The sequence below is a fragment of the Kitasatospora sp. NRRL B-11411 genome (genome assembly GCF_000721345.1).
In the GTDB taxonomy this organism is placed as follows: domain Bacteria; phylum Actinomycetota; class Actinomycetes; order Streptomycetales; family Streptomycetaceae; genus Kitasatospora; species Kitasatospora cineracea.
This window is the reverse complement of sequence record NZ_JOGH01000113.1, coordinates 1-22,328: the sequence shown is the minus strand read 5'-3', so window position 1 is coordinate 22,328 and position 22,328 is coordinate 1. Positions and strand designations below refer to the sequence as shown.

Sequence of the window (22,328 nt, the reverse complement as noted above, 5' to 3'; positions counted from 1 at the left end):
TCTTCAGAACGAGGCCCCGACCGGCACCGCTGCTCCGCACCGCGGAGGGGCGGAGGTAGGCGTAGGTCTGCACGGCTTGTGTCACCTGGAGGACGCTAGGGCCCTACGCTGACAGGCCAGTCCCCACTGCCCCTCGCCGGATAGAACTTCGCGTGCAGCACGCGCACCTCCCACCACGGATCGTCCGGAGCAGCGACCAGCGCGGCCACCAGCTCGCGCCTGGTCGGGACCGGCAGCACCAACGGGCCCAAGTCCTTTGCGGTGCGGTCCTGTTCGCACCGCGGGCACTTCAACCGGTCCGACCGAGCCCTCTCCCGCAACTCCAGCTCCGAACCCTCCACCCCGCCGATCACACCCCGGCACGTCCAGCACGGGCGCAGCAAGGCGTTCGCTGCGCGGGCGGCCTCCAGTTGTTCTTCGGCCTCCCGCTCCAAGCGCTCGCTATTTCCTGGTGGCAGGTCCAGCAGCGGCAACCTGGCTGCGTAGGTGAGAACCAAGAACGACTGTCGGTGAGTTCTGGCAGCGGTTGGCAGTTGATGGCGGGTCGAGTATCGGTGAGAACCGAGAGCACTCGCGCATGTCGCTGATCTCCCGCAGTGCCCGGCGTTGACAGCGGGCAAGGATCGGCTCGATGGTCGGGGCATGGCGATCTCAGACAGGGACAGCGAGCACGAGAGGACGTGGCAGGGGGTGTTGGAGGCCTGGGGACCGCCGCATCAGCCTGGGGACTGGGCCAGTCCTGGAGTGTGGGCCGTGCTGCAGCTGGCGGCGGAGGAGCCGGTGCTGCGGAGGCTGTTCGTGTGGACCAGCATGAACGAGCTGCATGTGTCGGCGACGGGCGACTTCCGTGACTACTCCGTCGAGCCGTTCCCGGCAATCGCCGCGTCGACCAGTGGCTTTGTCGTGATGACGCATCCGTGGGGACCGGACCATGCGGTGCTGGAGAGCACTGACCCGGCAGCTGCGTTGGCATGCATGGTTCGTCTGACGGAGGACCAGGTCTCTCCCGCGGGGGCCGAGTGAGGGTAGGCCCCGAAGGTGATTCCTGGGGCTCCAGGGGCCGTGGTCAGCTTGCCGGCTGTTCCTGCCAGGCGCGGTTCGACAACCCGGTACGCGAGTCACGGCGGATCGCCGCGTACAGATCGACCTTGGACTTCGGCAGCACCTGGGCCCCCTCGTCGTGCAGTGCACAACCATGGTCCCGAGGCAAGCACCCAGGTGTTCTCGAAACTCGGCGACACCACTCTCCCGTGACACGGGGTGCTCTCGTCGATCAGCGACAGGTGCTCCCACAACTCTCGTATAAAGCCAGCAACCCGGGCGGCGGGACCACTCCACCTGCCCCCGATGGCCGTACTCCCCGGTGCTCTCCTGATCGGGGACGTCGCCGCAGTCGATGCAGACCAGGGAGTCCATCAGCTCCTGGTGGGCCTTGTGCTCCTCGGCCTCGCGGGCGGCCTGGCGCAGGTCGTAGGCGGCCCGGTCGTTCGGGTTCTCCAGCGCCTCGATCAGGGAGTGCCGATCAACGCGGACTTGGCCCGGGACGGCAGTACGCCCCGGGCCGGCATAGCAGGGTCTGCCAATCAGGCTGTCTGAGCGATGAGGGAGGACCAGTTGGTGGACGGGGGCCAGGTACGGTGTGGCATCTGGGCGCGCAGATTCAGCGCATCGGCAGCCCAGCCTTCGGCAGACTCCAGGGCGGCCCGGGTGATGTGGTCATACGCAGGCGCGACCCAAACCCGGTCAAAGACTTCCCGCTTCCACGACTCGATAAGGTGCGTTCTGACCCGGCCCGTCACGCCTTGCCTGCCTGCGGCCGAGCCCAACCAGACGATGCGGCCCCGAGCATCAACGACGAGGTAGAGGCCGGGGGAGAACGCCTCCACAGTGTCCACCTGCGACCAGTACGGGGGGCCGCTGTTGTAGCTCCCTAGGGCTCGGGCCAGCAGCGGGACGTGGGCTCGCTGCAGGAGGGGGCCGGTCGTCGCCGCAGCGTGCTGCGGTGCTCGCGGCCCCGGAACAGTGCTGCTCACTCCGGCTCCTCCGTCCCGAAGACGAAGTCGTCCATGTCGCCAGATGTCGCCTCGGTGTTCGCCGGACGGTAGCGCAGCTTCCTCAGGTTCTCGCCGGCCTTCTCCAGAAGGGGCTTCAGCTCGTCGTCGAGGCAGTCTTGCCAGCCTTCCCGTTCGTCGGCAGACATCTCCCGGTCGGGGCCCACCAGGGTGGTCATCGTCGCGAAGTGGTCGGCCAGCTCCTTCAGTGCGCTCTTAGCCTTCTTCACGGCGCCATCGGTGTTTTTGAGCCGTTCCGACCACTGCTCGCTGAGGGACAGCTTGGACGCCGTGCCCGATCCATCGGATGAGTCGGAGTCCTCGTTGTCCACCGGCCAGTGGGTGGTGAACCACTCCGAGTCGGCTGGCATGCTCGGGGCGGTGGTGACAACGGCGCCGTCGGCGACCTGGCGGAGACGGCTGGCCAGGGCGCCCGGCCTTGGCGTGACCTGGCGCCCCGCGCGGCGCTGCATCACCTCGGCGAAGGTATCGATGGCTTCGACGAACAGGACGATCCCGTCCTCGGTGATGCGGGCGGCGGCGAGCTTGGTGGACACGGCGCGCCGGTCGCCGGTGGACCCATACGAACCGAGCAGCACCTTGCCGTTGACGAGCCCCGGGACCGCCAGCTGCGCCAGCTCCTTTCGGGCGTCGGTGCGGGCGTCGCTCGGCTCGGGGGAGGTCGCCGCAGCAATCAGCTCGTCGACCGAGAGCCCGGTGGTGGGGATGCCCTTGCGCGCGTCGCGCTGGTGCGGGGTGTCCATCGCGGCGGCCGGCAGGTCCACCCCGCCGACGGCTGCGGTCAGCAGCGCGCTGCGGATCTCGGCGCGGGTCGTCACGTGCTTGGCCCTCAGCTGCGATGGCGACGGCTCGACCAGCACCTTCGTGGCTCTGCGCAGCCCGAGGGTGTCGGAGGGAAAGACCAGCCGGTTGACCAGCCGCACGAGTGCCGCCACCGCCTCGCGCGGGTCGTCGTGCAGTTCCGCTGCCGGGATGCCGCCGGTGAGGACTCCGTGCTCCAGCTCCGTGATCGCCCCGTCGACGAACGCCTTGTCCACCAGCTTCCGGCCGGCGGCCATGGCCTGGTTCGTGTCGCTGAAGTCGAGAGGGCCGCGCAGGTGGGTGCGCAGATTGGTCGACGCCAGCGCGCCGTCGAAGTCCGGGCGTGCGGTGGCGTCGGGCACGTAGCCGATGACATACGCCGCGTCGGTAACCGCGACCTGGAGTGCCTCGGTTGCCAGCGTCGCCCAGCGGCGTCGCTCCGCGGCCTCCACGGCATTCTCCGGATCGTCCGGGACCTCGACGGTCTCGGGGTCGATGTCGGCGTGCTCGTTGAGCTGTGCGGTGTAGCGGTCGCGCCACGCCGCAGGGTTGCGCCAGCGCTGGCCGTCAGGGCCGCCGAGCATCGACTGCGGCAGGCCAAGCAGCCCAACCGCGGGCTGGAGCCCGAACAGGTCGTGGCGGTGCCGGGTGCGGTTCGACCCGGCCGTGGCGCCGGTGGTGTCCCACACCTGATCTCCGACGCGGTAGCGCACGGCGTGGTAGGTCGCCCGCTCGGACTGGCCCGACACCTGCAGGTCGGCCTTCAGGTCGTAGTTGCGGGCCCGCTCCGCCGAGGTGAGCCGGCCCTCCACGAAGGTCAGGTGCTGCAGCAGTGCTTCCTCAGAGTCGAACTCGACTTCCAGGACGGCCAGGTGATTGCCGTCGGTGTCCTTTGCCGTCACCACCTTCGGCGTGGCGACCTCGGTGCTCGCGGCCACGTCGTAGGCGAAGCGGATGTTGAACTGGTTGATCGCTCCGGCCATGCCAGACTGCTTGGCCACCAGCTCGTAGAGGGTGCCATGCTCGGTCTGCACCCGCCGGACGGCCGTATCCTTGAAGCCGATGCCGATCATGTCGGAGCGGGTGCCCTGCGTCTTGATCAGGGCCTTGATGTTGATGACCTCGGTGGCGATCCGCTCCAGTGCCCTCTGGTCGAGCGTGCACCGGGGGTCGGCAAGCCCGGCCTGGACGAAGCGGGCGCGCCACTCGGGCTCATCGAGATAGGGGAAGGGTCCGGACGGACGGTTGGGACGACGCGGCGACATACCGCACCTCTGCTTTCGTACGCGGGAACGGCCGCTCTCGCCGCTGTCCCCGAGCGGATCGGGACGCGGAGTGGGTCCGCCTCCCGGATATGCAGAGGTGGGTGCCGCCGCCGTACCGCCTCCCCGCCGTTGCGGGGCACTGGGCCGTTGCGACCACCTTGAACAGATCACCATCACCTGGCCGCCGCAGGTTCCTCTGGGGAACCGCAGTATTGGCCACCCCGAACCGAATCGGTCCACTGGGATTTGTGCGGGTCACCGACATCGGTGCGCTCCAGCCTCGAGTGTAGGCCCGCCCTGCCGGCACTTGAAAGAACAGCGACCGTCCCGATGTCTCCTCGACACGGTTAGTCGGCGACGGATTCGGCGTGTGGTTGCCGGTGGAGAGCCTCCAGCAAGGCGGTCTGCTGGTCGGTCAGCTTGCCCTCGGTGCGGGCCTTGTCCTGCTTGCGCAGCCACGTGCCGGGCCGGAACGTCGGGTCGTCGCCGAGGCCTGTGCGGTTGGCGGGGCCGTCGAGGGTTCCGCCGGCGGCGAGGTAGGCGAGCAGGCGCCGGTACGACCGGCTCCAGTCCGGCTCCAGGTGCCACAGCTCGTCCAGGGAGTCGAGCTTGGCGACCTGGTCCTTGGTGAGGTTGTCGGCCTTGCGCTGGCGGCGCATCCACGCGCCCACCGCGTAGTCGTCCAGCTTCGCCGTCGCCGGGATCGCCAGGTGACCATGCTGGCGGTGGAACGCGGCGGCATACGCGAAGCCGCGCTCCCAGGCGTTGGCGTTCTTCGACCAGATCATCCCGAGCGCGTCCAACTCGCTGACCCGGGCCGGGTCGAGCAGGCCCTGGCCGTGCAGGTGGCGCTGGCGGATGAGCCAGGAGATCAGCTCGGCATGCTTGGCCTTGTCGGTGGGGTCGAGGTGGCCGTGCTGCAGGTGGAAGACCGCCGCGACCGCGTGCATGCGCTGCCACTCGACCGCACGCGGGTTGAACGCCCGCAGCTTGACGGTCTGCAGGATCTTCGCGGCGTGCTGGCGGGCGTTGATCCGCAGCCACTCGATCGGCGACTCGGCCGGGGTCGGCGGCTGCTCGCCCTCGGCGGCCTCGCTCTCGGCCGGCTGGGTCGCCGTGGTGTGCGCGGCGCCCTGCGAGCGGTGGGCGCGCAGCTCGGTGATCCGGCCGACCACCCGGGCGTCGTGCGCGGCCAGGGCGCGCAGGACCCGCCAGATGGTGCGGAACGAGCTGGCCTCGATCTCGGCGTCGGCCTCGGCCTTCACGGCCTCGCCCGCGTCGTGGACCTCGGCCGGGTCCGCGGTGGCGGTGTCGTCGCCGACCTCGGGGGTGGGCAGGTAGACCGGGATGATGACCCAGGACACCTTGCCCTGCCGGTAGGACTGGCGCAGCGCGCGGCCGACGGCTTGGACAATGTCGATGACCGAGCTCTTGGGGTCCGCGAAGCAGATGGCGTCCACGGCGGCGACGTCGATGCCCTCCGTCAGGAGTCGACTGTTGCAGAGGATGCCGCACTCCTCGCCGTCCTCGCCGGTGTGGGCCTTGAACTCGGCGAACGCGGCGCGGCGGTCCGTGAGCCGGTCGGTGCCGGCCACCGCCTTCGCCCAGATCCGCTCCGGGCGCTCCGCGTCGGGCAGCAACTCGGAGGCGTCCAGGAGGGTCTTCGCGAACTCGCGTGCGGCGCTGACGCGGGAGTGGAAGGTGATGACCCGGCGCAGTCCGAGGTCGGCGACGGCGCGCAGCACCGCGACCTGCAACGCGAGGCGCAGCAGTTCCTCGTTGGAGCGCTGGGAGCGCAGGTCGGCGACGGCGGGGAGGTTGAGCAGCTCGCGCAGGTCCTCGTCGGTGACCACCGGCACGAGGACACGGTAGTCGGCGAGGTAGCCGTGCTCGATCCCCTGTCCGAGAGTCCAGGTGAAACAGACCTTGCCGTAGATGGCCTCCGAGTCCATGGAGCAGAGCACGGGCAGCTTCTCCGCGCCCTCGGCGTCGGCGAGGTCGGCCAGGCCGTCCTTCGCGCGCCGGTCGTCGGCGATCCTGGGGGTGGCGGTGAAGTACAGCCGGCGCTTCGCCGGGACCTGGGCGTCATCGTGGACAGCCGCCCACGCCTTCCCCTCGGCGCCTGCCGTGCGGTGGGCCTCGTCGATGACGACCAGGTCCCAGGCCGGGAGGCCGCACTGCTGGTGGGCCTGGACGATGCGCTCCAGGCTCGCGTAGGTGGCGTACACGGTGACCGGCTCGCCCGCCTTCGCGGAGGCGACCAGGTCGGCGATCCGCGCGGCCTGGGTGGTCACGGCCGCGTCGATCCGGCCGCCGGCCTCGGCACTCTCCAGCGCCTCCTCGCGCGAGCACGCCGCCACCGCCAGGCCGCGGCGCCCGCCCCTCAGCGACCACGCCTCCGCGGTCTGCTCCAGCAGCTCGATCGTCGGCACCAGCACCAGCACCCGGCCCCGCGCGGCCAGACGCCGGGCGCAGCCGGACGCAATGAGTGTCTTGCCGGAGCCGGTCGCCGCGACCACCGTGGCGCGGCCGCCGTCCTTCACCTCGCGCACCGCGGCCGCCACCGCGTCCTTCTGGAACCAGTGCAACGGCAGCAAGTTCACCATGGCGGTGCCGGACGGCTGCGCCGGGACCGGCTGAGCGGCTGCGGCGCGGAACGCGGCCGGCACCTCCTGCCCGGCAGGGGCGGCAGCGGTCTCCACGGCGGTGTTTCTCCTTCGGATGCGGCGAAGTGGTCCGGTCGGTCGGGCCCGCTTCACTGCGGATTGGGATGGGAAAATCTCTGCGGGTCGGTAAGGAGTTTTCTTACCTCGTCCAGCTGGCCGGAGAGCCTGAATGGGGAACCCGGCAGCCCTGTTGACGGGGGGTCATCCTTGGGAGGGGCGATTTGCGGACGTCAGTGAGCCGGGGCGGTAGCCATAGCCCTCACGGTCGAACCGTCCTGGCTCTTGCGAACCTGCATCTGGGTGGGGATGCGCCGTCGTAGGTCCGCAACGTGGCTGACGACTCCGACGGTGCGACTGTAGGAGCGTAGTTCGTCGAGTACTTCGAGGACCTCTTCCAACGTCTCGTCGTCGAGGCTTCCGAAGCCCTCGTCGATGAACAGGGTGTCGAGCTGGCTGCCGCCGGCTTCCTGTGCGACCACGTCGGCGAGGCCAAGGGCGAGGGCCAGGGAGGCGAAGAAGGACTCGCCGCCAGAGAGTGTGGTGGTGTCGCGGGTCAGGCCGGTCCACTGGTCGAGGATCTCCAGGCCGAGACCGGAGCGGCCACGACCGCTCGTACGCGCGTCGGTGTGGGACAACACATAACGGCCGGAGGACATGCGTTCCAGACGGGTGTTGGCGGCCTTCGCTACCTCTTCCAGTCTGGCTGCCAGTACGTAGGCCTCCAGATGCATGCGGTACTGGTTGTCGCCCGAGGTCCCAGCGGCGAGGTCTGCCAGGTGCTTGGCCACGTGGTGGTCTTCCAGGAGCGGCACCAGTCGCTCGATGCTCTGTGTGAGGTCGGTGGTGTGGCCGAGCAGTGCCTCGCGGCGGGTACGGCTGGTGTTCTCGGCGATGGCTGCTGCTTCCGACCGGTCGGCGGCCGCGGCGAGATCCGCCTGGGCGGCTTGCTCGTCTGCCGGTTCGGCGGCGGCGGCCTCCGCGAGATCGGGGTCCGTGAGTGTCGCCGCATGCGTGGCCTGTGCTGTCCGCCAGGCTTCCAACTCGGATTCCATCGCGGCGAGTTCTGCGCTGGTGGCCATGGCATGGCGGGCGTCGTCGAGGGTGGTGAACCCTGCGGTTGCGGTCTCGGTCTGGGCTGCCCGGCTGGCGCGTTCCAGATTTCCCGCGGCCACTTCCGTCTGCTGGATCGCCGCCCGTGCCAGGGCGATCGCCTCCGTCTGGGCGGTGAGTTCGGCGCTGCGGGCGGCGATTGTTGAAGATCCGGCCAAAGCGTCGGCAAGGCGGAGTATGAGGATTTCCTGCTCGGTGCTCTGGGTCTCCTGGCGTCCGAGGTAGTCGCCGATCCGTCGGTCCAGGCTGGTGAGTTCGGTGGTCCGGGTTTTGCGTGTCTCGTCGAAGGTGCGCAGTTCCTCGGTGGCGGGAACGGCGTCAGCAGCGGCAGTCAGGAGGTCGGTGCGGGTCTGCCGGGCAGCGCGGTGACGTTGCTGCAGGTCGGCGGTCGTCTGTCCGCCGGCCAGGTCCTGGGCGGAGGCTGCCTCGGCCGTGAGCCGGGCGAGATCCTGTTCGGCGTCCTTGCAGGCCTGGTCGGCCTGCTGGTAGGCGTCCTCGGCACGGGCCTCGTCGTCCCTGCTGGGGTGGTCGGCGGTGGTGGTCGCCGGCCGTGGGTGGACGGGCGAACCGCAGACCAGGCAGGGTTCCTGAGGGCGCAGTCGGCCGGCGAGTTCGCCTGCCATTCCGTCGATGCGCCGGTCCCGGATCTCGCGCGCATGGGTCGCGCTGCGGATGACGGCTTCCTTGAGCTGGTCGACGTCGTGCTGGGCCTTGGCGATGTCAGCGGCGAGTTCGTCGCGTCGGCGGGCTGCGGCGAGTTGCTGCTCGAGGGGTGGCAGGGTGGCGGCGAGTTGCTCGGCCTGGGTCTGGGCCAGGTGGGCTTGGTCGATCCGCGTGGTGTGATCGGCGCGGCGGGCGTCTGCCTGGTCCAGCCAGTCGGTGATCTCGTCGTGGTCGGCCTGGGCCTGGTCCAGGTCGGCCTCGAGCTTGGTGAGGGAGGCTGCCAGTTCTTCGGAGCGCTGTTCGTCGTGGCGCAGGGCGTCGAGGCGGCCGAGGTCGTTCTTCAGCCGGTTCTCGGCGGCGGTGAGGTCCTCGTCGGTGTCGTCGCGCTGTGTGTCGGGCAGTCGTGTCCTGGTCTGTGCTTCGGCGCGGCGGGCCGCCTGGTGGTCGCGGTCCGCGTCGTCGAGGGCCTGGATGAGGGGCTGGATCCGCTCGGCGCGGCGGCCGCGTTCCAGGGCTGTCTGCAGGTCCTCGAAAGCCGGGGCCTGTGCCCGCAGGGCTGTGAGGGCTTCGGTGGCGGTGCGGTGGCGCAGTTGGCGCTCTGCCAGGGTTCGGACCTGTGCGGCTCGGGTTTCCCAGGTGTTGTGGTGTGCCCTGGCGTCCTGCAGTGCGGCGCAGGCCTCTTGGTGGGCTTCGGTCGCACGGTGGTGTACCGCCTGTGCCCAGGTGAGTGCTGTGGGGTGGGTGGTGTCGATGTTGTCCTCGGTGGGGGCTGGTGCCGCGACCGAGTCGATGATCAGGGTGCCGGCGGTGTCCTGGATGCGGTCGATGTCGCGCAGGAGGGCTTTACGGGCGTCGTCACAGCGCTGGCCGGTCTCTTTGGCGTGGTCGGTGAGCCAGCGTGCGATGTCGCGAAAGCGGTGAGTACCGAAGAGTCGTCCCAGGATGTTGGCACGGTCCTCGGCTTTGGCGCGCAGGAATCTCGCGAAGTCGCCCTGCGGCAGCAGGACGACCTGGCAGAACTGCTCGCGGTTCATGCCCAGCAAGGCTTCGATTTCGCGGGCGACTTCTTGGTGGGCACCACTGACGGGCTTCCAGACGGGCCGGCCGACGCTGTCGTCGCCGTGCCGTTCCTCCAGAGTGACTTTGGCCTGTGCCTGCGTGGTGCCGTTTCCGTCGCGCCGGGCCCGTTCTTGCTGGGGAGTGCGCGTGATCCTCAGGCGGCGCCCCGCCATGCTGAACTCCACCTCGACCTGGGTGAGCGTGGCGGGGTCGGCGTGGTGGCTGCGCAGCGCCGTCTGGTGTCTCTCGCCCGGTACGTTGCCATAGAGGGCGTAGCAGACGGCGTCGAAGATGGTGGACTTTCCCGCGCCGGTGGCGCCGTGGAGGAGGAACAGCCCTCCTTGGGAGAGCGTGTCGAAGTCGATGGTCTGCCGGGTGCGGAAGGGGCCGAAGGCCTGTAGGGCGAGGGTGTGCAGGCGCATCAGCGGGCTTCCTTCACGGTGTCGTTCAGGCGGGTGGCCTCGACCGCCCGGCGCAGGAGGTCCTGTTCGGCGGAGGTGGGGGCGTGACCACCTCGGACGTGGTCGACGAACCCGGTGGTGATCTCAAGTTCGGTGCGGTGGCGGGTGCGTTCGGTGTAGGTGGCGCTGCTTGGGGGGCCGCCGTTCTCGGGGGCGAAGGTGAGTTGGACGGTGCGGGGGAAGCGGGTGCGCAGGCGGTCCATGGCGTTGATGGGGCGCTGCGGGTCGGTCAGGATGACGTGCAGCCAAGCATCGTGCAGGTGGTCGTACTGGTGGTCCTTGAGGAGGTCGCCGAGGTGCCCGGTGAGGGTGTCCAGGGTCCGGGGGCGGGGGCAGGGGACGGCTTCTGTGGTGAGGTTGGCGTCGGCGTCGAGGTCGGCGAGCCAGGTGGTCTTGGTGTGGCCGGCTTCGGAGAAGGAATAGGCGAGGGGGGAGCCGCTGTAGCGGATGCGGTCGGTGACTTTCTGCGGGCGGTGGAGGTGGCCGAGGGCGACGTAGTCGATGCCTTCGAAGACGGCGGCGGGGACGGTGGGGATGCCGCCGGCGGTGATGTCGCGTTCGCTGTCGCTGGTGTGGCCGCCGGTGACGAATGCGTGGGCGAGGACGACGGAGCGGGTGCCTGCGGGGCGGGTGGCGAGGTCGGCTCGGACGCGGTCCATCGCGGCGGAAAGGACGGCCTCGTGGGTGGGTTTGTCAGCTGCCATCTCCTCACGGGTGAGGAACGGTTCGAGGTAGGGCAGGCCGTAGAACGCGACGGGTCCGTGCTCGTCGTGCACTACCGCGGGGGTGTGGCAGGTAGCGGGGTCGGTGCGTAGGTGGATGCCGGCTCGTTCGATCAGGCGGGACGTGACACCGAGGCGCTGGGGTGAATCGTGGTTGCCGCTGATCATGATGACGGGGACCTGGAGGTCGGCCAGGCTGTTGAGCGCGTGGTCGAAGAGGGCGACGGCGTCCAGGGACGGAATGGCCCGGTCGTAGATGTCTCCGGCGACGAGGACCGCGTTCACCTCCCGCTCCTGGACGACGGTCAGCAAGTGGTCGAGGAAGACGCGCTGGGCGTCGATGAGGGACTCTCGGTAGAACGTCCGTCCGAGGTGCCAGTCCGAGGTGTGGAGCAATCGCATGGTCGCTGACCGTAACCGTCCGGGTGTGGTGTGCGGGCCGACTTCGGTGTTTCGGTCCGCGGTGGTGGTCCGTAGGAACCGCTGGTTGGCGGGGCTCCGCATCACTGCCTACAGGCAGTGGGCGGCGGGCACGGGAGCCATAGATTGTCAGTGCAGCGGGAAAGAATAAGGCTGGAGAGGAGGAGAGATGACTTTCGAGCAAGGCTCTTTGCGTAGCGTTTTCCCTGCTCCAAATGGGTGCCGCTGGTGCGGCATCGACGAGCGGGGCCATGCGCGGCAATGGGTGGAGGAGACAGGCTGGCACGCCTGGGCCGCCCCGACCGGCGAACAGCGCAAGGCCCGGATGAAGGCACGTCGCGCCGCCCAGCTCCAGCAGGACGCACGGTCCCAAGATCAGCCCGCGCTCGCCCGCAAAGCCTCAAATACCTCCCTGAGCTGCGACGGCACCTCGGAGGAGAATTCCAGGGACGTGGCCAGCTCGTAAACCATGTCGGGTTTCCCGTCCGGGCTCTTGCTTCCCTGTTCCTTAATCATGTCCAGAATGTTCTTGCTGAATTTCCGGCCATCGCGATGCGCCTTGAAGTGCGCGGCCTCCCACTGCTGCTCACTCTCGCGGCGCGGCCACTTGCGGTTGGCCACACGGGCCCACTGCTCGTCCTCGAACAGCTCCTCGAGTTCGTTGAAGTTCTCGGCCTCGCCGACGAAGGACACCTGCGTCGCGGGGTCGAGACCGAACTGGCGCAGCCGGTCGTCCTTGAAGAACTTGGCGACGTTGCGACTGTCGGCGTCGACCAGCAGCATCACGGTGCGGCGCTGGGCCGCGAGGTAGCGGGCGAGGTGCAGGGCGCCCTCGTTGTTGTTGCACGCCCACAGGGCGATGCCCGCCGCCTGCAGGGACATCCCCTGCGAAAGGCGGAAGAGCACCGGGATCGCCTGCTGTTCGGTGGCTCCTTCGACGGCGAGGAAGCAGCGTTCGTGGAGCAGCACGGAGTTGCGCAGCCCGAGTGCGGAGGCGATCTGCCCGAGGTGCAGATCGATGCCCTCGTGCGTGTCGTCGACGAGGCGCTCCATGACGGTACGGCCCGCTTCCAGGCGCAGGTGGACGACATCGGCGATGTCCACGCCGTCGATGAGGTTCATCGAGTGGGTGGCCACGATGACTTTGACAGCGTCGCTCGCGCACTGGCGGCGGATGAGGTCCATCACGGTCCGCTGGTGGGTGTAGTCCAGATGGGTGTCGGGCTCGTCGTAGACGACGATCGTCTGGACCGGCGGTGTGCCGTCCTCGTCCGGCTGAGGGTCTTCCAGGAGCTTGCTGGTCCACTCCCAGACCGCGAGGGCGATCCGGCGGTTGCTGCCGCGGCCGGACCGGGACAGGTCGACCCGTTCGCCGTGGGCGCGGGAGATGTGCAGGTGCGCCTGCTTGAAGCCGTGGGAGAAGGAGACCTCCGGTTCGACGGAGACCTCCACGAGGTCCGGGCAGTGTGCCTTGATGTGCGCGCACAGGTCGGCGGCGTCGTCCTTGACCAGGTCGGTGACCTCGGACTCGATCATCCTCAGGCGGCCCTGCAGGCCATCGTCCTCGAGATGGGACTGGTAGCTGCCGGCCAGTGCCGTGTGGACGGCCCGATCCGGGCTCTCGTCCTTCCCGCTGAACGACAGCAGCCTCGGCAGCCGTCGTACCAACTGCTTGGGCAGGGCCGCCCATTCGGTGACCTGCGGAGACCCCGCCGCATGTGCGGCCAGCGCCGCCTGCAGATCCGCCTTGAGTCCCCTGCCTTCGACCTGCAGCCCGAAGGCCTCGACCAGTTCCCTGAGAGCGGGTACGAGGAGCGAGCCGAAATCGCGGAGCCTGGGGTCGGCCGGGAGCTGAGTCCAGTACTCGAGCACGGGTGGGCCATCGCCTTCCACCCGGCGCCGGATCCTCAGCACCGCAGGAAAGCCCATCTCCTGTTCGGAGGCGTCAAGGGTGAAGCGGCCTTCGACCCACGTCGAGGCGCAGCGAGCCGCGACTGCGGCAGCGGCGCCGGTTGCCGGCGGATTGTCGTAGGTCCGGTCCTGTTCCACCAGTCGGTACCCGCCGAGGAGGAAGTCGAGGGCGGCAAGCACCGCGCTCTTCCCGCCGTCGTTGTGGCCGGCCAGGATCGTCGGCGCGCTGACAGGGATGTCCTCGACCAGCGTCAGCGAGCGGAACCCGCTGACGGAGAAGTCCTTCAAGTGCACAGTTGCAGTCGCTCCGCTCTCCCCTGCCGCCGTGCCGTTTCGCAGGCAGCAACCAGCCCACGGCACAAGGATTCTGACGTCACTGCCACCGCGGGTACCCATCGTAGGCTCCTCGGCGCGGCCCCGTGTCCTGGCAGTGGAAGACCCGGAGATCACCCGGCGCCGGTCCGCTCCCCGGGCACCTTTTGCGAACTCGTCGGCCGGTGCGCGCTCCAACCGGCGAGTCGAACGCAACCGGTGGGTCCACCGCTCACAAGCTCGCAGAAGCACTCCCCGGCGACGGGGTGCGGTCGGCACTCACTGGTTCTCCTCGGGGATCCAGCCGCGGACTTCCAGGTAGGCGATGTCGGCGCCCTCAACCGCGCGCCCGGTCTCCACCAGCCACTCCCGCATCGCCTCGGTCACATCGCCGTGGTGGTCCGCGACCCGCCTGGACCAATCCGCGGCGTCGAACCCCCCGGTGCTGGCGGAGCCGTAGGTGCGCTCCTCGGTCCCGTCCGAGCGGGGAATGAACCCGCGCCGGATACCGCCGGAGTCCTTCTCCGAGCCCGCGCTGTAGACATACTGGTCGGCCTTCATCCGCACAGTGAAGGCAAGGCGACCGCCGGCCTGGCCGGTGAAGTGCACCACTGGGGCGAGGTGGGAGGCGCCGGAGCGGATGGCCTGCTTCCCGGCGCGGCCGGCCATCGACCCGCCCGCCTCGCCGACGGTGTCCTTGCCCCGCACCCGGGCCTTCTGCCCGGTCCTGGTGCGGCGGCGGGTGGTGTTCGCCTCCGCGATCCCGGCCAAGGCCTCGCTGTCGCGCTCGCCGCCGCGCACCGCCCGGACCAGCTGGCGCAGCGCGCCGACCATGCTCGCGCCCTTGCCCTTCGTGAAGAACTGGCTGACGAGCGAGGCGTCGCGGCCCAGCATCCTGGCGACCTGGCGCTTGCTGTAGCCCTGGTCGATCAGTTCCTGGGTCAGGCGGGCTGCTTCGTTCGGCTGGTTCGGATCGGCCGGGCTCACTGGTCAGCTCCCTTCTCCGCGGCGGCGAGTTCGGCGCGGCCCAAGCCGCGCAGCTTGAGGTACTGCTCCTGGCTGACCGGGTGCTGGACGGGCCTGGTGAGGTGGCCTTTGAGGAGGTAGTCGCCCACCTCGCCGCGGTAGGGCCAGGGCTGACGCTCGGTCAGGGCGATGCCGTCGGTGCCGAAGTACACGACCGTGCCGGGCTTGGCGTGCAGGGCGCCGGCGTGGCCGATGACCTCCTTGCCCTGGCGGTACTTCATGTCCAGCAGCGCAGCCCGGGCGCCGGACCACACGTAGGCGGCCCACTCGGGGTGCGCGTAGGGGTCGCGGGAGAAGCCGGCCTGCCGCTGCCAGGTGACCATCTCGTTGTCCTGGCCAAGGATCTCGACCCCGGCGGGGAGGGCCTCGCCGAGCGGGGTGGTCCCGGAGACCAGACGGGGGCGCTGGGCGAAGCCGCCGAGGCCGAACAGCAGCACGGAGCGGACGGCGCGGCTGGCGAGGTGGGCGGCGGTGCGCTGGCGCTCGTCGCCGTGCAGCTTGGAGAGGTTGGTCAGGTCGGCCCAGGCGGCCTTGAGGCGCTTGCCCCACTCGTCGAGCGGCTTGCCGTCCTCGAACAGCAGACCGCCGAGGATCTCGACCTTCCACGGCATCAGGTGGTTGGACAGGGCGAGGTGGACCTCGGCGCCGCCCGCCCAGGTGGTGAAGGTGGTGCCGGGCTCGGAGGGGTAGATCCAGGCGCGGTCCCCGGTGACGGGGGCGGGCAGCAGGCCGACGTGGTTCCAGTCGGCCGGGACGGTGACGCGCACGTTCCAGTGCGAGCAGGACATCAGCGCCTTGACCTGCTCCTGCTCGGTCATAGCGGCGAACGCGGCGGCGGTGATGCGGCGCGGGGTGCCGACCGGGCTCTTCCACAGGTGCTTGGCGTAGGCGAAGGTGCGGTCGTACTCGACCAGCGCGGGCAGCTGCTCCGGCACGCGGGGGGGCAGGATCAGCTCGGTGCGGCCCTGGCCGCCGGTCGCGTGCAGCAAACCCCGCAGCTCCTCGGAAAGCACCGGGTAGCCCCCAGCCCACTTCCCGGTGGTCGGGATGGTGCGCGACCACAGGTCCCGACCCGTCTGCGACGGGGAGCCCATCAGGACCGCATCGTCCCAGTGACGGCGCAGCGCCTGCCACAGCAGCGTGAACGCCTGACGGCAGGTCACGACATCGACGCCGTCCGGATCGAACCACTCCCCCATCGACCGGACCTCCGTCACCGGACCCTCCGGGGAAACGGCGGGGGCGTAGCGGCCGACCGGCTGGCGCTGGTGCACGAAGTGCCCGGCGAGCTTGTCCCGACCGGAGCCCACCGCGGTGGTCCACCGCTCCGACGGCGTGTTCAGCCAGGCCGCGACCGCGTCCTTGAGCGTGGAGTACCGCTCGGCACCGTCGTGCCAGGGGGCGCCCGCAGTGATGTAGACCCGCTCGGTGCCGGGCGCGGTCGCCAGGACCGCGTCCAGGATCTCGCCCGGGGTGCGGGCGCCGAGGTCGACGCGGACAACCTGGTCGCGGACCGCGAGCATCCCGGCTGCGGCGTCCAGGAACACCGTGGCGCGGGCCTGCTGAATGAAGTTCGGGCGCCTGGAGACCAGGCCCGTGGTCACCGCCTCGAACCGGGCACCGGCAGGGCCCTCCGGGAGGGTCGGCAACTCACGCGAACCGGACTCGGCCACCGGACGCGGCGCGACAGCGACCGAAGCGACCGGGGCAGCGGGAGCAGGGGCCGACGCAGCAGCCGCGAGGGCCGGCGTGGTCGCGGAGGCCGAGGCGGTCTGTACGCCGGGTTCTGTCTCCCTACCGGCGGTACTGGCGGGCTCAGCGGCGGGCTGTCCGGCGCAGGCCAGGTCCTCGACGTCAGCATCGGACTCGATCGGCGCGGCAGGGGCCACCGGAGCAGCCGAGGCCGGGAGCTCGACGACAGCAGCGGGGCGGGTCAGTGCCGGAGCAACCGCGCCCGCAGGACCGACGGCGCTCTCGCCCTGCAACACCGGCACCTGGACGGGTGCGGGGGCCTGGTCGTCGGACTTGGCGGCGCGAACAGCGGCCGGGGTCGGGTCCAGCAGCGGCGCGATCCGCACCACGTCGCCGACCGACAGCCCGGAGGCCTTCGCAACGGCCGACGCCTGGGCGCCCTCGTACCCCGCCAGCCCGGCGACCCGGCGCGCACGCTGCTGGTTGAGCTTGTCCAGCTCCTTCCGCGCGGCCGCGACCGTCTTCTCGGCGGCCGCGATCTCGGTGCGCAGCTCGCGCAGAGAGGCGAGCTCGGCGGTGTACGACTTCCGGTCCATCAGATCCTCACTCCCCTTCCGTGGTACCGGTGCCGGTGTCGAGGGGGCGGGCCCGACGGGCGAGGGTAAGCCAGCCATCGGGGCCCTGCGTGCCGTGGATATCGGCCAGCCCGGCGAGCAGGAACGCATACGCGCCGTGCTTCGGGGACCTGGGCTGCGCGGTCCCGTTCTCCCACTTCGCGAACGTCTCCCGCCGGGTGTCCAGGGCGGCGGCCACCTCAACCTGCGTCAGGCCGGCGGCCTTGCGCAGCCGCTCCCGCTCGGCGGGCTCCGGCAGGTCCCCGCCGTCCCGGGCCTTGGCCAGCAGCGCGTCCACCGCCGCGAAAATCTCAGACATCACATACCTCCACACAGAAAAGTAGCATGCAGTAACTCATCAAGCACATCACTCTTCATCTCTTAAACATCTCACTTATCATCACATGAGGCGCTCAAGGCGTTGGCGCGCCCCTGGCCGCCCGCCACCTGCCGGCCCTGCAGCCGCCACAACGACTGCCCCGCGAACCGTGACACGGTGACCAGCCGGCCAACCGGCGAAGGCGACGGAGCCGGGCCGCAGACGGCTCGAGCGAGCCGGCCGACCGGGCACGAGGCGGCCTCGACGGGGAACTGCAGAGCGGACCGAACCGGCGGCACGACCCTCACCCGAGGAAAGGCGAGTCCTGCATCCCTGGCAGGCCCGCAGTGTCAGGCACGCATCGGTCCGGCTCTACCGGCATATCCCCGCTCCCGCCTCGAAGCGATCGACCGCACGCCGCTGCCGCGACGAGGATGCTGCCGACCCGGCCGCAGAAACGACCTCGGTGGTCGAACCGCCCCGGACTGCCGCGACATCGTAAGGTGCACTCGCTGGCCCCAGGCGAAGAACGACGATCCCACTGAGGGGAAGCCCGTTGTGACATGTGACGACCCATGGATCGAGAAACGGCGCTACGAGTACGCCGGCGGCCGCTACGTAGGCTGCGGAAGCTGCGGCGGCGACCTGTGCACGGTCTGCAGACACAACCACCTGCAGCCGAGCGACGTGCACTTCGATTTCAACGACGACAACACCTGCCCGAGCTGCCGCCCAAAACACTGACCAGCCGACCGATGGGACAGCCCCGGACGCCATCGCGGCATCCGTGGCCGTGGCCGTGGAGTGGCGATCGTGCTCCGAGGCGGCGGGAGCGCCGGATCAGCCGGGTCCTGGCTGCGGTACGAGGTCTGCTGGCTTCGCGGTGTCGGTCAAGGAAGCCCCGGGCGCCGTCATCGGGCAGATCTCAGCAGATGGCAGTCGCTGCGGTGCAGTCCTGTGGCCTGGCCGCGCCGCAGCCTCACCCGAGCCAGCAGCACGACCAGGCGGTCCTTGGCGGTGCGGCAGGCCCGGAACATCGCCACGACCTCCTCGTCACTCGCCTGGTCGACCTCCCGCTGCGGTTCCTGCAAGCGGTGCTGGACACCGACCCGGAACGCCAGGCCGCAGTCTTCTGCCTGCATCTCGACCGGCAGGTCCCGCGCGTCGGCCACCTCGTAGCACAGTGAACGGCTGCTGGCACCCCTGGAGGGCCCGGCCAGCTGGCCTGTGCATGCACCACCTCGCGCAGCAGCAAGGCGTCTTCAAGCCGCCGATGGACCAGTTCCTGGCCCGCCCCGACACGCGCCCGCTACCGAGCCTGGGCCTGCGGGGTTACGGCCTGTGACCGTCAGCGCGACGCCGTCAGGAATGTGTGTACCGCCGAGCCCACCGGGCGCGCCTGGTCTGGGCTCGCCGACGCGGGGACCTGCTGACGCCGCAAGCCGAAGGGCACTGGCGGCTCACCACGACCCCGGTCGCGCAGAACGGCGTGGCCAGCCTGCGGGGGCCCGGACCGGATGACTGCCGAGATCCTCTACTGTCTCCAGACCCGCACCGAGCAGGGCGTCAAAACCCCCGGCTACGCCTTTCGCCCGAGGGCCGCTACCGCAGCTACAACATCCACCCCCTGTTCGCCGGCTACTCCACCGTCGAAGAGCTCGAAGAAGGCATCACCGGCGCCCTGCGGGCCATCAAAACCGGTGAGCTACCCGGACCCGCCGCACCCGTTCCAGCTCCCGACCGACACCTGTCCGCAGTACCCAATCGGCAGAAAACCGCATAAGCCGACCCAGACCCCACAAGCACCACTCCCCTACCGGGAGCGAAGACGACCGATTCCGCACCCCACTTCTTCGGCGCCCACCAGCACGCTGCCGCCCAGCCGTACTGCTCGGGTGTTTCCGCCACCCAGCACCACAGGATTCATCGGCGAAGCATCCAGCGTGGACTCGCCGGAATTCATACGGCGGGCTGCCCGTCGGTACGACAGCGATCGGTTCGTTCTGGTCACGCCCTTCACGTTGATGAGCAACCAGGGATTCGGTCACCGCCGTGTTCGGGACACCGAAGGGACAGCAACAGGCCGTCCGGGTGCTGTTGGAGGAGATGCGGCCGGACGAGGGCGGCTTCGAGGAGGAGTGCGAGCAGCGGTTGCAGCAGCGCCTGGGGGAGAAGGTCCGCAAGGCTCGGCTGTGCAAGGCCACTCAGCTCGGTAGCCGTCCCCGGCTGAAGTCCGTACCGGACCTGGGCTGACTACTGCTGGCTGGTCGTACGGCTTCGGTGGTGAGGCGGAGGGGAGCCGGTCTGCGGGGTGCCGGGTCGTACACCGCTGGTGTACCGGCGGTGTACGATCGTGGTATGGCTGATGCGACGATCAAGGTTTCGCCTGAGACTCGTGACCGGTTGGCTGCTCTCGCGGCGGCCCGTGGCACCACGATCGGTGCCCAGGTGGCTCTGTTGGTGGAGCAGCAGCCCACGGCGGAGCAGATCGCCGAGCGGGTCGCAGACGGCCGGCGGCTGCTGCGGGAGCACTTCGGGATGGTGTTGGCGGACTCCGAGTTGGACCGGGGGCCGGATCTGCTGCAGCGGGTCTACGACATCGCCGCGGCGGACACCCGGGCCAAGCTCGCGCCCAGGCGCAGCGCGTGATCGTCCTGGACACCAGTGCCGTGGCGGCGCTCGTTGCCGGGCACGAGCGGTTGCACCGGATCGTGGACTCGGCGCTGCACAGCCCGTTCCAACATCTGCTGGTGCCGGTGCTGTGTCTGGTGGAGGCCGGGGTGAAGGACGAGGGGGCCGCGCAGGCGGTCCTGGCGCTGCCCTCGTTGGAGTTCGAGCCGTTGGACACGGGTGCGGCCGTGCTGGTGGCGGCGATGGTTCGGGACGGCTACGGCGGCCCGGACTTGGCGCACACCATCGCGGTGAGCCTGCCGACGGCGGAGCGTCCGATGCAGCATCTGATCCTGACGGCCCGGCCGGAGCTGTATCCGCCCGGAATCGTCACCGTCGGCATCGACGATCCCCGGCTGGAGCCGTAGGCGGCACTCGCGCAGAGGTGGGGGGCTTGGGGCGTCCGGTCCGTCGCGCTGTGCGGGTTGGGTTGACGGGGTGTCAGGGAGAGGTGGCTGGTTCGTCCGTTGATCTGTTGGGAGGGATCGGCGGGCGGATGCGGCACTGGGTGGACGGGGCCGGCACGCCTGGTTCAGGCGGTGTACCGGACGAGGTCCGCGGTGACCAGGCCGAAGCCGAACGGCTCCGGGATCGGTACGACGTCGCCGAACTTGCCGCTCCACTGCCGGCGGTACGACCCTTCGGACGGCTCCGAGAACAGGACGACCGTTCCCTCCCGGGGGTCGACCACCAGGTAGAGGGGGATCTTCATGAGGGGGTAGTCGCGGACCTTGCCGACCAAGTCGTTCTCGGGGTTCGAGACGGAGACGATCTCGACTGCGATCTCCGCGAGGTCGGCCGGGACCTCGTTGCCGCCGAGGTCCACCACGGACATCGGGATGTACGTCAGGTCCGGGTTCCGCAGTTTCCCGACGTTCGGTGAGGCGAGGTCGGTGTTCTCGCTGGGCATCAGGCCCTTCGGGCGGTGGGCGTCGAACTGCTCGCGGACGATGAGCAGGTTGCGTTGGTGGATCACCGACGGGCCCGCCATCATGATGATCTCGTCGCCCGACACCTCGATCTTCCAGCCCGCGGGCGGCGTCAGGCTCTGCGCGTACTCCAGCAGCTGCGCGTGGCGCTCGGGGATGCGGAACTCAGCCATGCCGCCATCCTCCCACCCTTCCTACCAGGGGCGTCGGTGCCTGCTGCATGAGCAGGGGTACCGGCGAGGAGGCACTTTGGCGGCAGCGGCCGTGTTCGGTCTCAGCCAGTGGGGGGCGAGCTGGGTCTGCTGGTCCGGGGTGGGCGCCGGTGGTAGTGGGGGAGGAGGACGTCGGGGACGCCGGGTGGTACCTCTTGCAGGGCCTCGTTCCACTCCTTTCGGGAGCCTTTGAAGGCGACTCTGGGGTTGACCCGGTAGAGCCCGTTGGACACCCGCCAGAGCAGGCCGAGTTCGGCGAGGCGGTTGAGGGCCGGGGAGATGTTGCTCTTGCTGGTGGCCAGCCGGTCGGCGATGGCCTGGAGGGTGAGGGCGACGAAGCCGCCGTCGGTCATCTCGCCCAGCACGGTGTGCCAGACCTCGTACTGGAGGGTGGTGAGCCTGTACAGCGGCAGGGCCCGGGAGAGCGCCTGGGCGGTGAAGACGCCGCCTTCGGCGGTCAGGAAGGTCTCCGTGCCCGGCTCGTGGTCGGTGGCGGTCGTCACAGTGGCTCCAGTTTCGATCGGCGGGTGCGGCGGGGCGGGCGAACGTCGCCTTCTGGCAGGTGGATCTCGGGGATGTGAGGCGGCATCAGGATCAGGGCCTCGCCCGTCTCCTTGCGGCCGATGCCGAGTCGCTCGGCGAGCTTGGAGACGGTGATCGGCACGATGCCGCCCTTGAGTTGAGCCCCGAGCATCGTGTGCCAGACGTCGTACTCGGTGGCGGTCAGGCCCAGGAAGGGCAACCGGGCGGAGAGCTCCCTCGATGCCAGGTAGAAGGTGTGGCCGAGGAAGTCGAATTCCTCCCGCTTGCCGTCGGCCGGTTCGGGTTCAGGGGAGGGATTGACGGTGACCGTCTCACCTGGCTGGAGCCGGATGGCGATCACGTTCTGCATGCCCGCCGGCTCCACCGGGGGCCGGGCGGCTGGGAGGCGGACCGCACGGCCGCCCTTCAATGGACCGTTCACCGCCAAAGGTTATCTCAATGGATAACTTTTGTAGGGTTACAACCCGCATTCGGGTGCTCCGCTCTGCGAGTGTGGGGTTATAACCCCCGTTACTGATGGGTAACGGGGGTTATAACCCCACACTCGTATCGGGTTTCCCCAGGTCAGCGAGTTGCCCCTCTTTAAAGAAGAGCCGCCCTCGGCCGGGGCCTCCGGCGGGCCGTCCGTCCGTGCCGCTTCCGCTGCCCGGGCCGGGCTCTGTGGTCGGCCTGCGAGCCGCGTTCGGTCGGGGTCACTGCGTCAGTCATGGAAGTCCGGCTGCCGCCGGACCCGGGCCTTGGCGGCCCTTTCCATGCCTATGGCCGGTGGTCTGGTGCCGCCGGGTGGGGGCCGGTGGCGTGGCCGGGCGCGGCGAGGGACGGGTCCGGTGGGGTGGGGGTCAGGCCGGGGTCTTCCAGGAG

At 69.7% G+C, this 22,328-nt stretch carries 18 protein-coding genes; 4 read left to right on the top strand and 14 right to left on the bottom strand.

Translation table 11 applies throughout. From position 1 onward, the window contains the following. Positions 1-95: 95 nt before the first annotated feature. Positions 96-473: a hypothetical protein gene (locus tag IH44_RS48705; RefSeq protein WP_157852541.1), complete on the bottom strand. Its 378-nt coding sequence runs from the start codon at positions 471-473 to the stop codon at positions 96-98. 169 nt (positions 474-642) lie between these two features. Here IH44_RS48705 and IH44_RS0132390 point away from each other — a divergent pair, with 169 nt between their 5' ends. Further along, complete coding sequence (locus IH44_RS0132390; protein WP_030463366.1) at positions 643-1,023, top strand: DUF6193 family natural product biosynthesis protein; 381 nt, start codon at positions 643-645, stop codon at positions 1,021-1,023. A 560-nt stretch (positions 1,024-1,583) separates the two neighbouring features. On the opposite strand, the gene IH44_RS43290 is transcribed toward IH44_RS0132390, so the two are convergent. The 10 genes from IH44_RS43290 to IH44_RS0132335 all read right to left on the bottom strand — a co-directional run bounded on the left by IH44_RS43290 (position 1,584) and on the right by IH44_RS0132335 (position 18,285). Next, positions 1,584-1,895 (bottom strand): hypothetical protein, encoded by a 312-nt coding sequence (locus IH44_RS43290; protein WP_157852538.1) that lies wholly within the window; start codon positions 1,893-1,895, stop codon positions 1,584-1,586. A 134-nt stretch (positions 1,896-2,029) separates the two neighbouring features. Next, positions 2,030-4,138 (bottom strand): hypothetical protein, encoded by a 2,109-nt coding sequence (locus tag IH44_RS0132375; protein WP_030463363.1) that lies wholly within the window; start codon positions 4,136-4,138, stop codon positions 2,030-2,032. Between the two features lie 347 nt (positions 4,139-4,485). Then, a complete protein-coding gene (locus tag IH44_RS0132370; RefSeq protein ID WP_051817705.1) occupies positions 4,486-6,840 on the bottom strand; it encodes a DEAD/DEAH box helicase in 2,355 nt (784 codons plus the stop codon). 194 nt (positions 6,841-7,034) lie between these two features. After that, positions 7,035-10,058: an AAA family ATPase gene (locus IH44_RS0132365; protein ID WP_030463361.1), complete on the bottom strand. Its 3,024-nt coding sequence runs from the start codon at positions 10,056-10,058 to the stop codon at positions 7,035-7,037. Beyond that, a complete protein-coding gene (locus tag IH44_RS0132360; RefSeq protein ID WP_030463360.1) occupies positions 10,058-11,221 on the bottom strand; it encodes an exonuclease SbcCD subunit D in 1,164 nt (387 codons plus the stop codon). Before IH44_RS0132360 ends, IH44_RS0132365 begins: the two co-directional genes overlap by 1 nt. A gap of 393 nt (positions 11,222-11,614) precedes the next feature. Next, the gene (locus tag IH44_RS0132355) at positions 11,615-13,444 is read right to left on the bottom strand and encodes an AAA family ATPase (protein WP_030463359.1); all 1,830 of its coding nucleotides are present in this window, start codon (positions 13,442-13,444) and stop codon (positions 11,615-11,617) included. Positions 13,445-13,741: 297 nt separating this feature from the next. Further along, positions 13,742-14,449, bottom strand: a complete 708-nt coding sequence (locus IH44_RS0132350; RefSeq protein ID WP_030463358.1) for a hypothetical protein — start codon at positions 14,447-14,449, stop codon at positions 13,742-13,744. Then, positions 14,446-16,776, bottom strand: a complete 2,331-nt coding sequence (locus IH44_RS0132345) for a hypothetical protein (protein ID WP_030463357.1) — start codon at positions 16,774-16,776, stop codon at positions 14,446-14,448. Before IH44_RS0132345 ends, IH44_RS0132350 begins: the two co-directional genes overlap by 4 nt. 7 nt (positions 16,777-16,783) lie before the next feature. Then, entirely contained in the window at positions 16,784-17,113 is a 330-nt protein-coding gene (locus IH44_RS0132340) for a helix-turn-helix domain-containing protein (RefSeq protein ID WP_030463356.1), read from the bottom strand. A 911-nt stretch (positions 17,114-18,024) separates the two neighbouring features. Next, positions 18,025-18,285, bottom strand: a complete 261-nt coding sequence (locus IH44_RS0132335; protein ID WP_030463355.1) for a hypothetical protein — start codon at positions 18,283-18,285, stop codon at positions 18,025-18,027. A gap of 880 nt (positions 18,286-19,165) precedes the next feature. Here IH44_RS0132335 and IH44_RS0132325 point away from each other — a divergent pair. From IH44_RS0132325 to IH44_RS0132315, 3 genes are all read left to right on the top strand, one after another. Continuing rightward, on the top strand, positions 19,166-19,366 hold the full coding sequence (locus IH44_RS0132325; RefSeq protein WP_030463354.1) for a hypothetical protein: 201 nt from the start codon (positions 19,166-19,168) through the stop codon (positions 19,364-19,366). Between the two features lie 105 nt (positions 19,367-19,471). Beyond that, entirely contained in the window at positions 19,472-19,762 is a 291-nt protein-coding gene (locus tag IH44_RS0132320) for a hypothetical protein (RefSeq protein ID WP_051817702.1), read from the top strand. Beyond that, the gene (locus IH44_RS0132315; RefSeq protein WP_030463352.1) at positions 19,759-20,151 is read left to right on the top strand and encodes a hypothetical protein; all 393 of its coding nucleotides are present in this window, start codon (positions 19,759-19,761) and stop codon (positions 20,149-20,151) included. Before IH44_RS0132320 ends, IH44_RS0132315 begins: the two co-directional genes overlap by 4 nt. Before the next feature lie 164 nt (positions 20,152-20,315). Here the strand turns inward: IH44_RS0132315 and IH44_RS0132310 are convergent, their stop codons facing one another. The 3 genes from IH44_RS0132310 to IH44_RS0132300 all read right to left on the bottom strand — a co-directional run bounded on the left by IH44_RS0132310 (position 20,316) and on the right by IH44_RS0132300 (position 21,816). After that, a complete protein-coding gene (locus IH44_RS0132310) occupies positions 20,316-20,885 on the bottom strand; it encodes a Uma2 family endonuclease (protein WP_030463351.1) in 570 nt (189 codons plus the stop codon). A 101-nt stretch (positions 20,886-20,986) separates the two neighbouring features. Further along, the gene (locus tag IH44_RS0132305; RefSeq protein WP_030463350.1) at positions 20,987-21,427 is read right to left on the bottom strand and encodes a helix-turn-helix domain-containing protein; all 441 of its coding nucleotides are present in this window, start codon (positions 21,425-21,427) and stop codon (positions 20,987-20,989) included. Then, positions 21,424-21,816 (bottom strand): hypothetical protein, encoded by a 393-nt coding sequence (locus tag IH44_RS0132300; protein ID WP_030463349.1) that lies wholly within the window; start codon positions 21,814-21,816, stop codon positions 21,424-21,426. Before IH44_RS0132300 ends, IH44_RS0132305 begins: the two co-directional genes overlap by 4 nt. Positions 21,817-22,328: the final 512 nt, after the last annotated feature.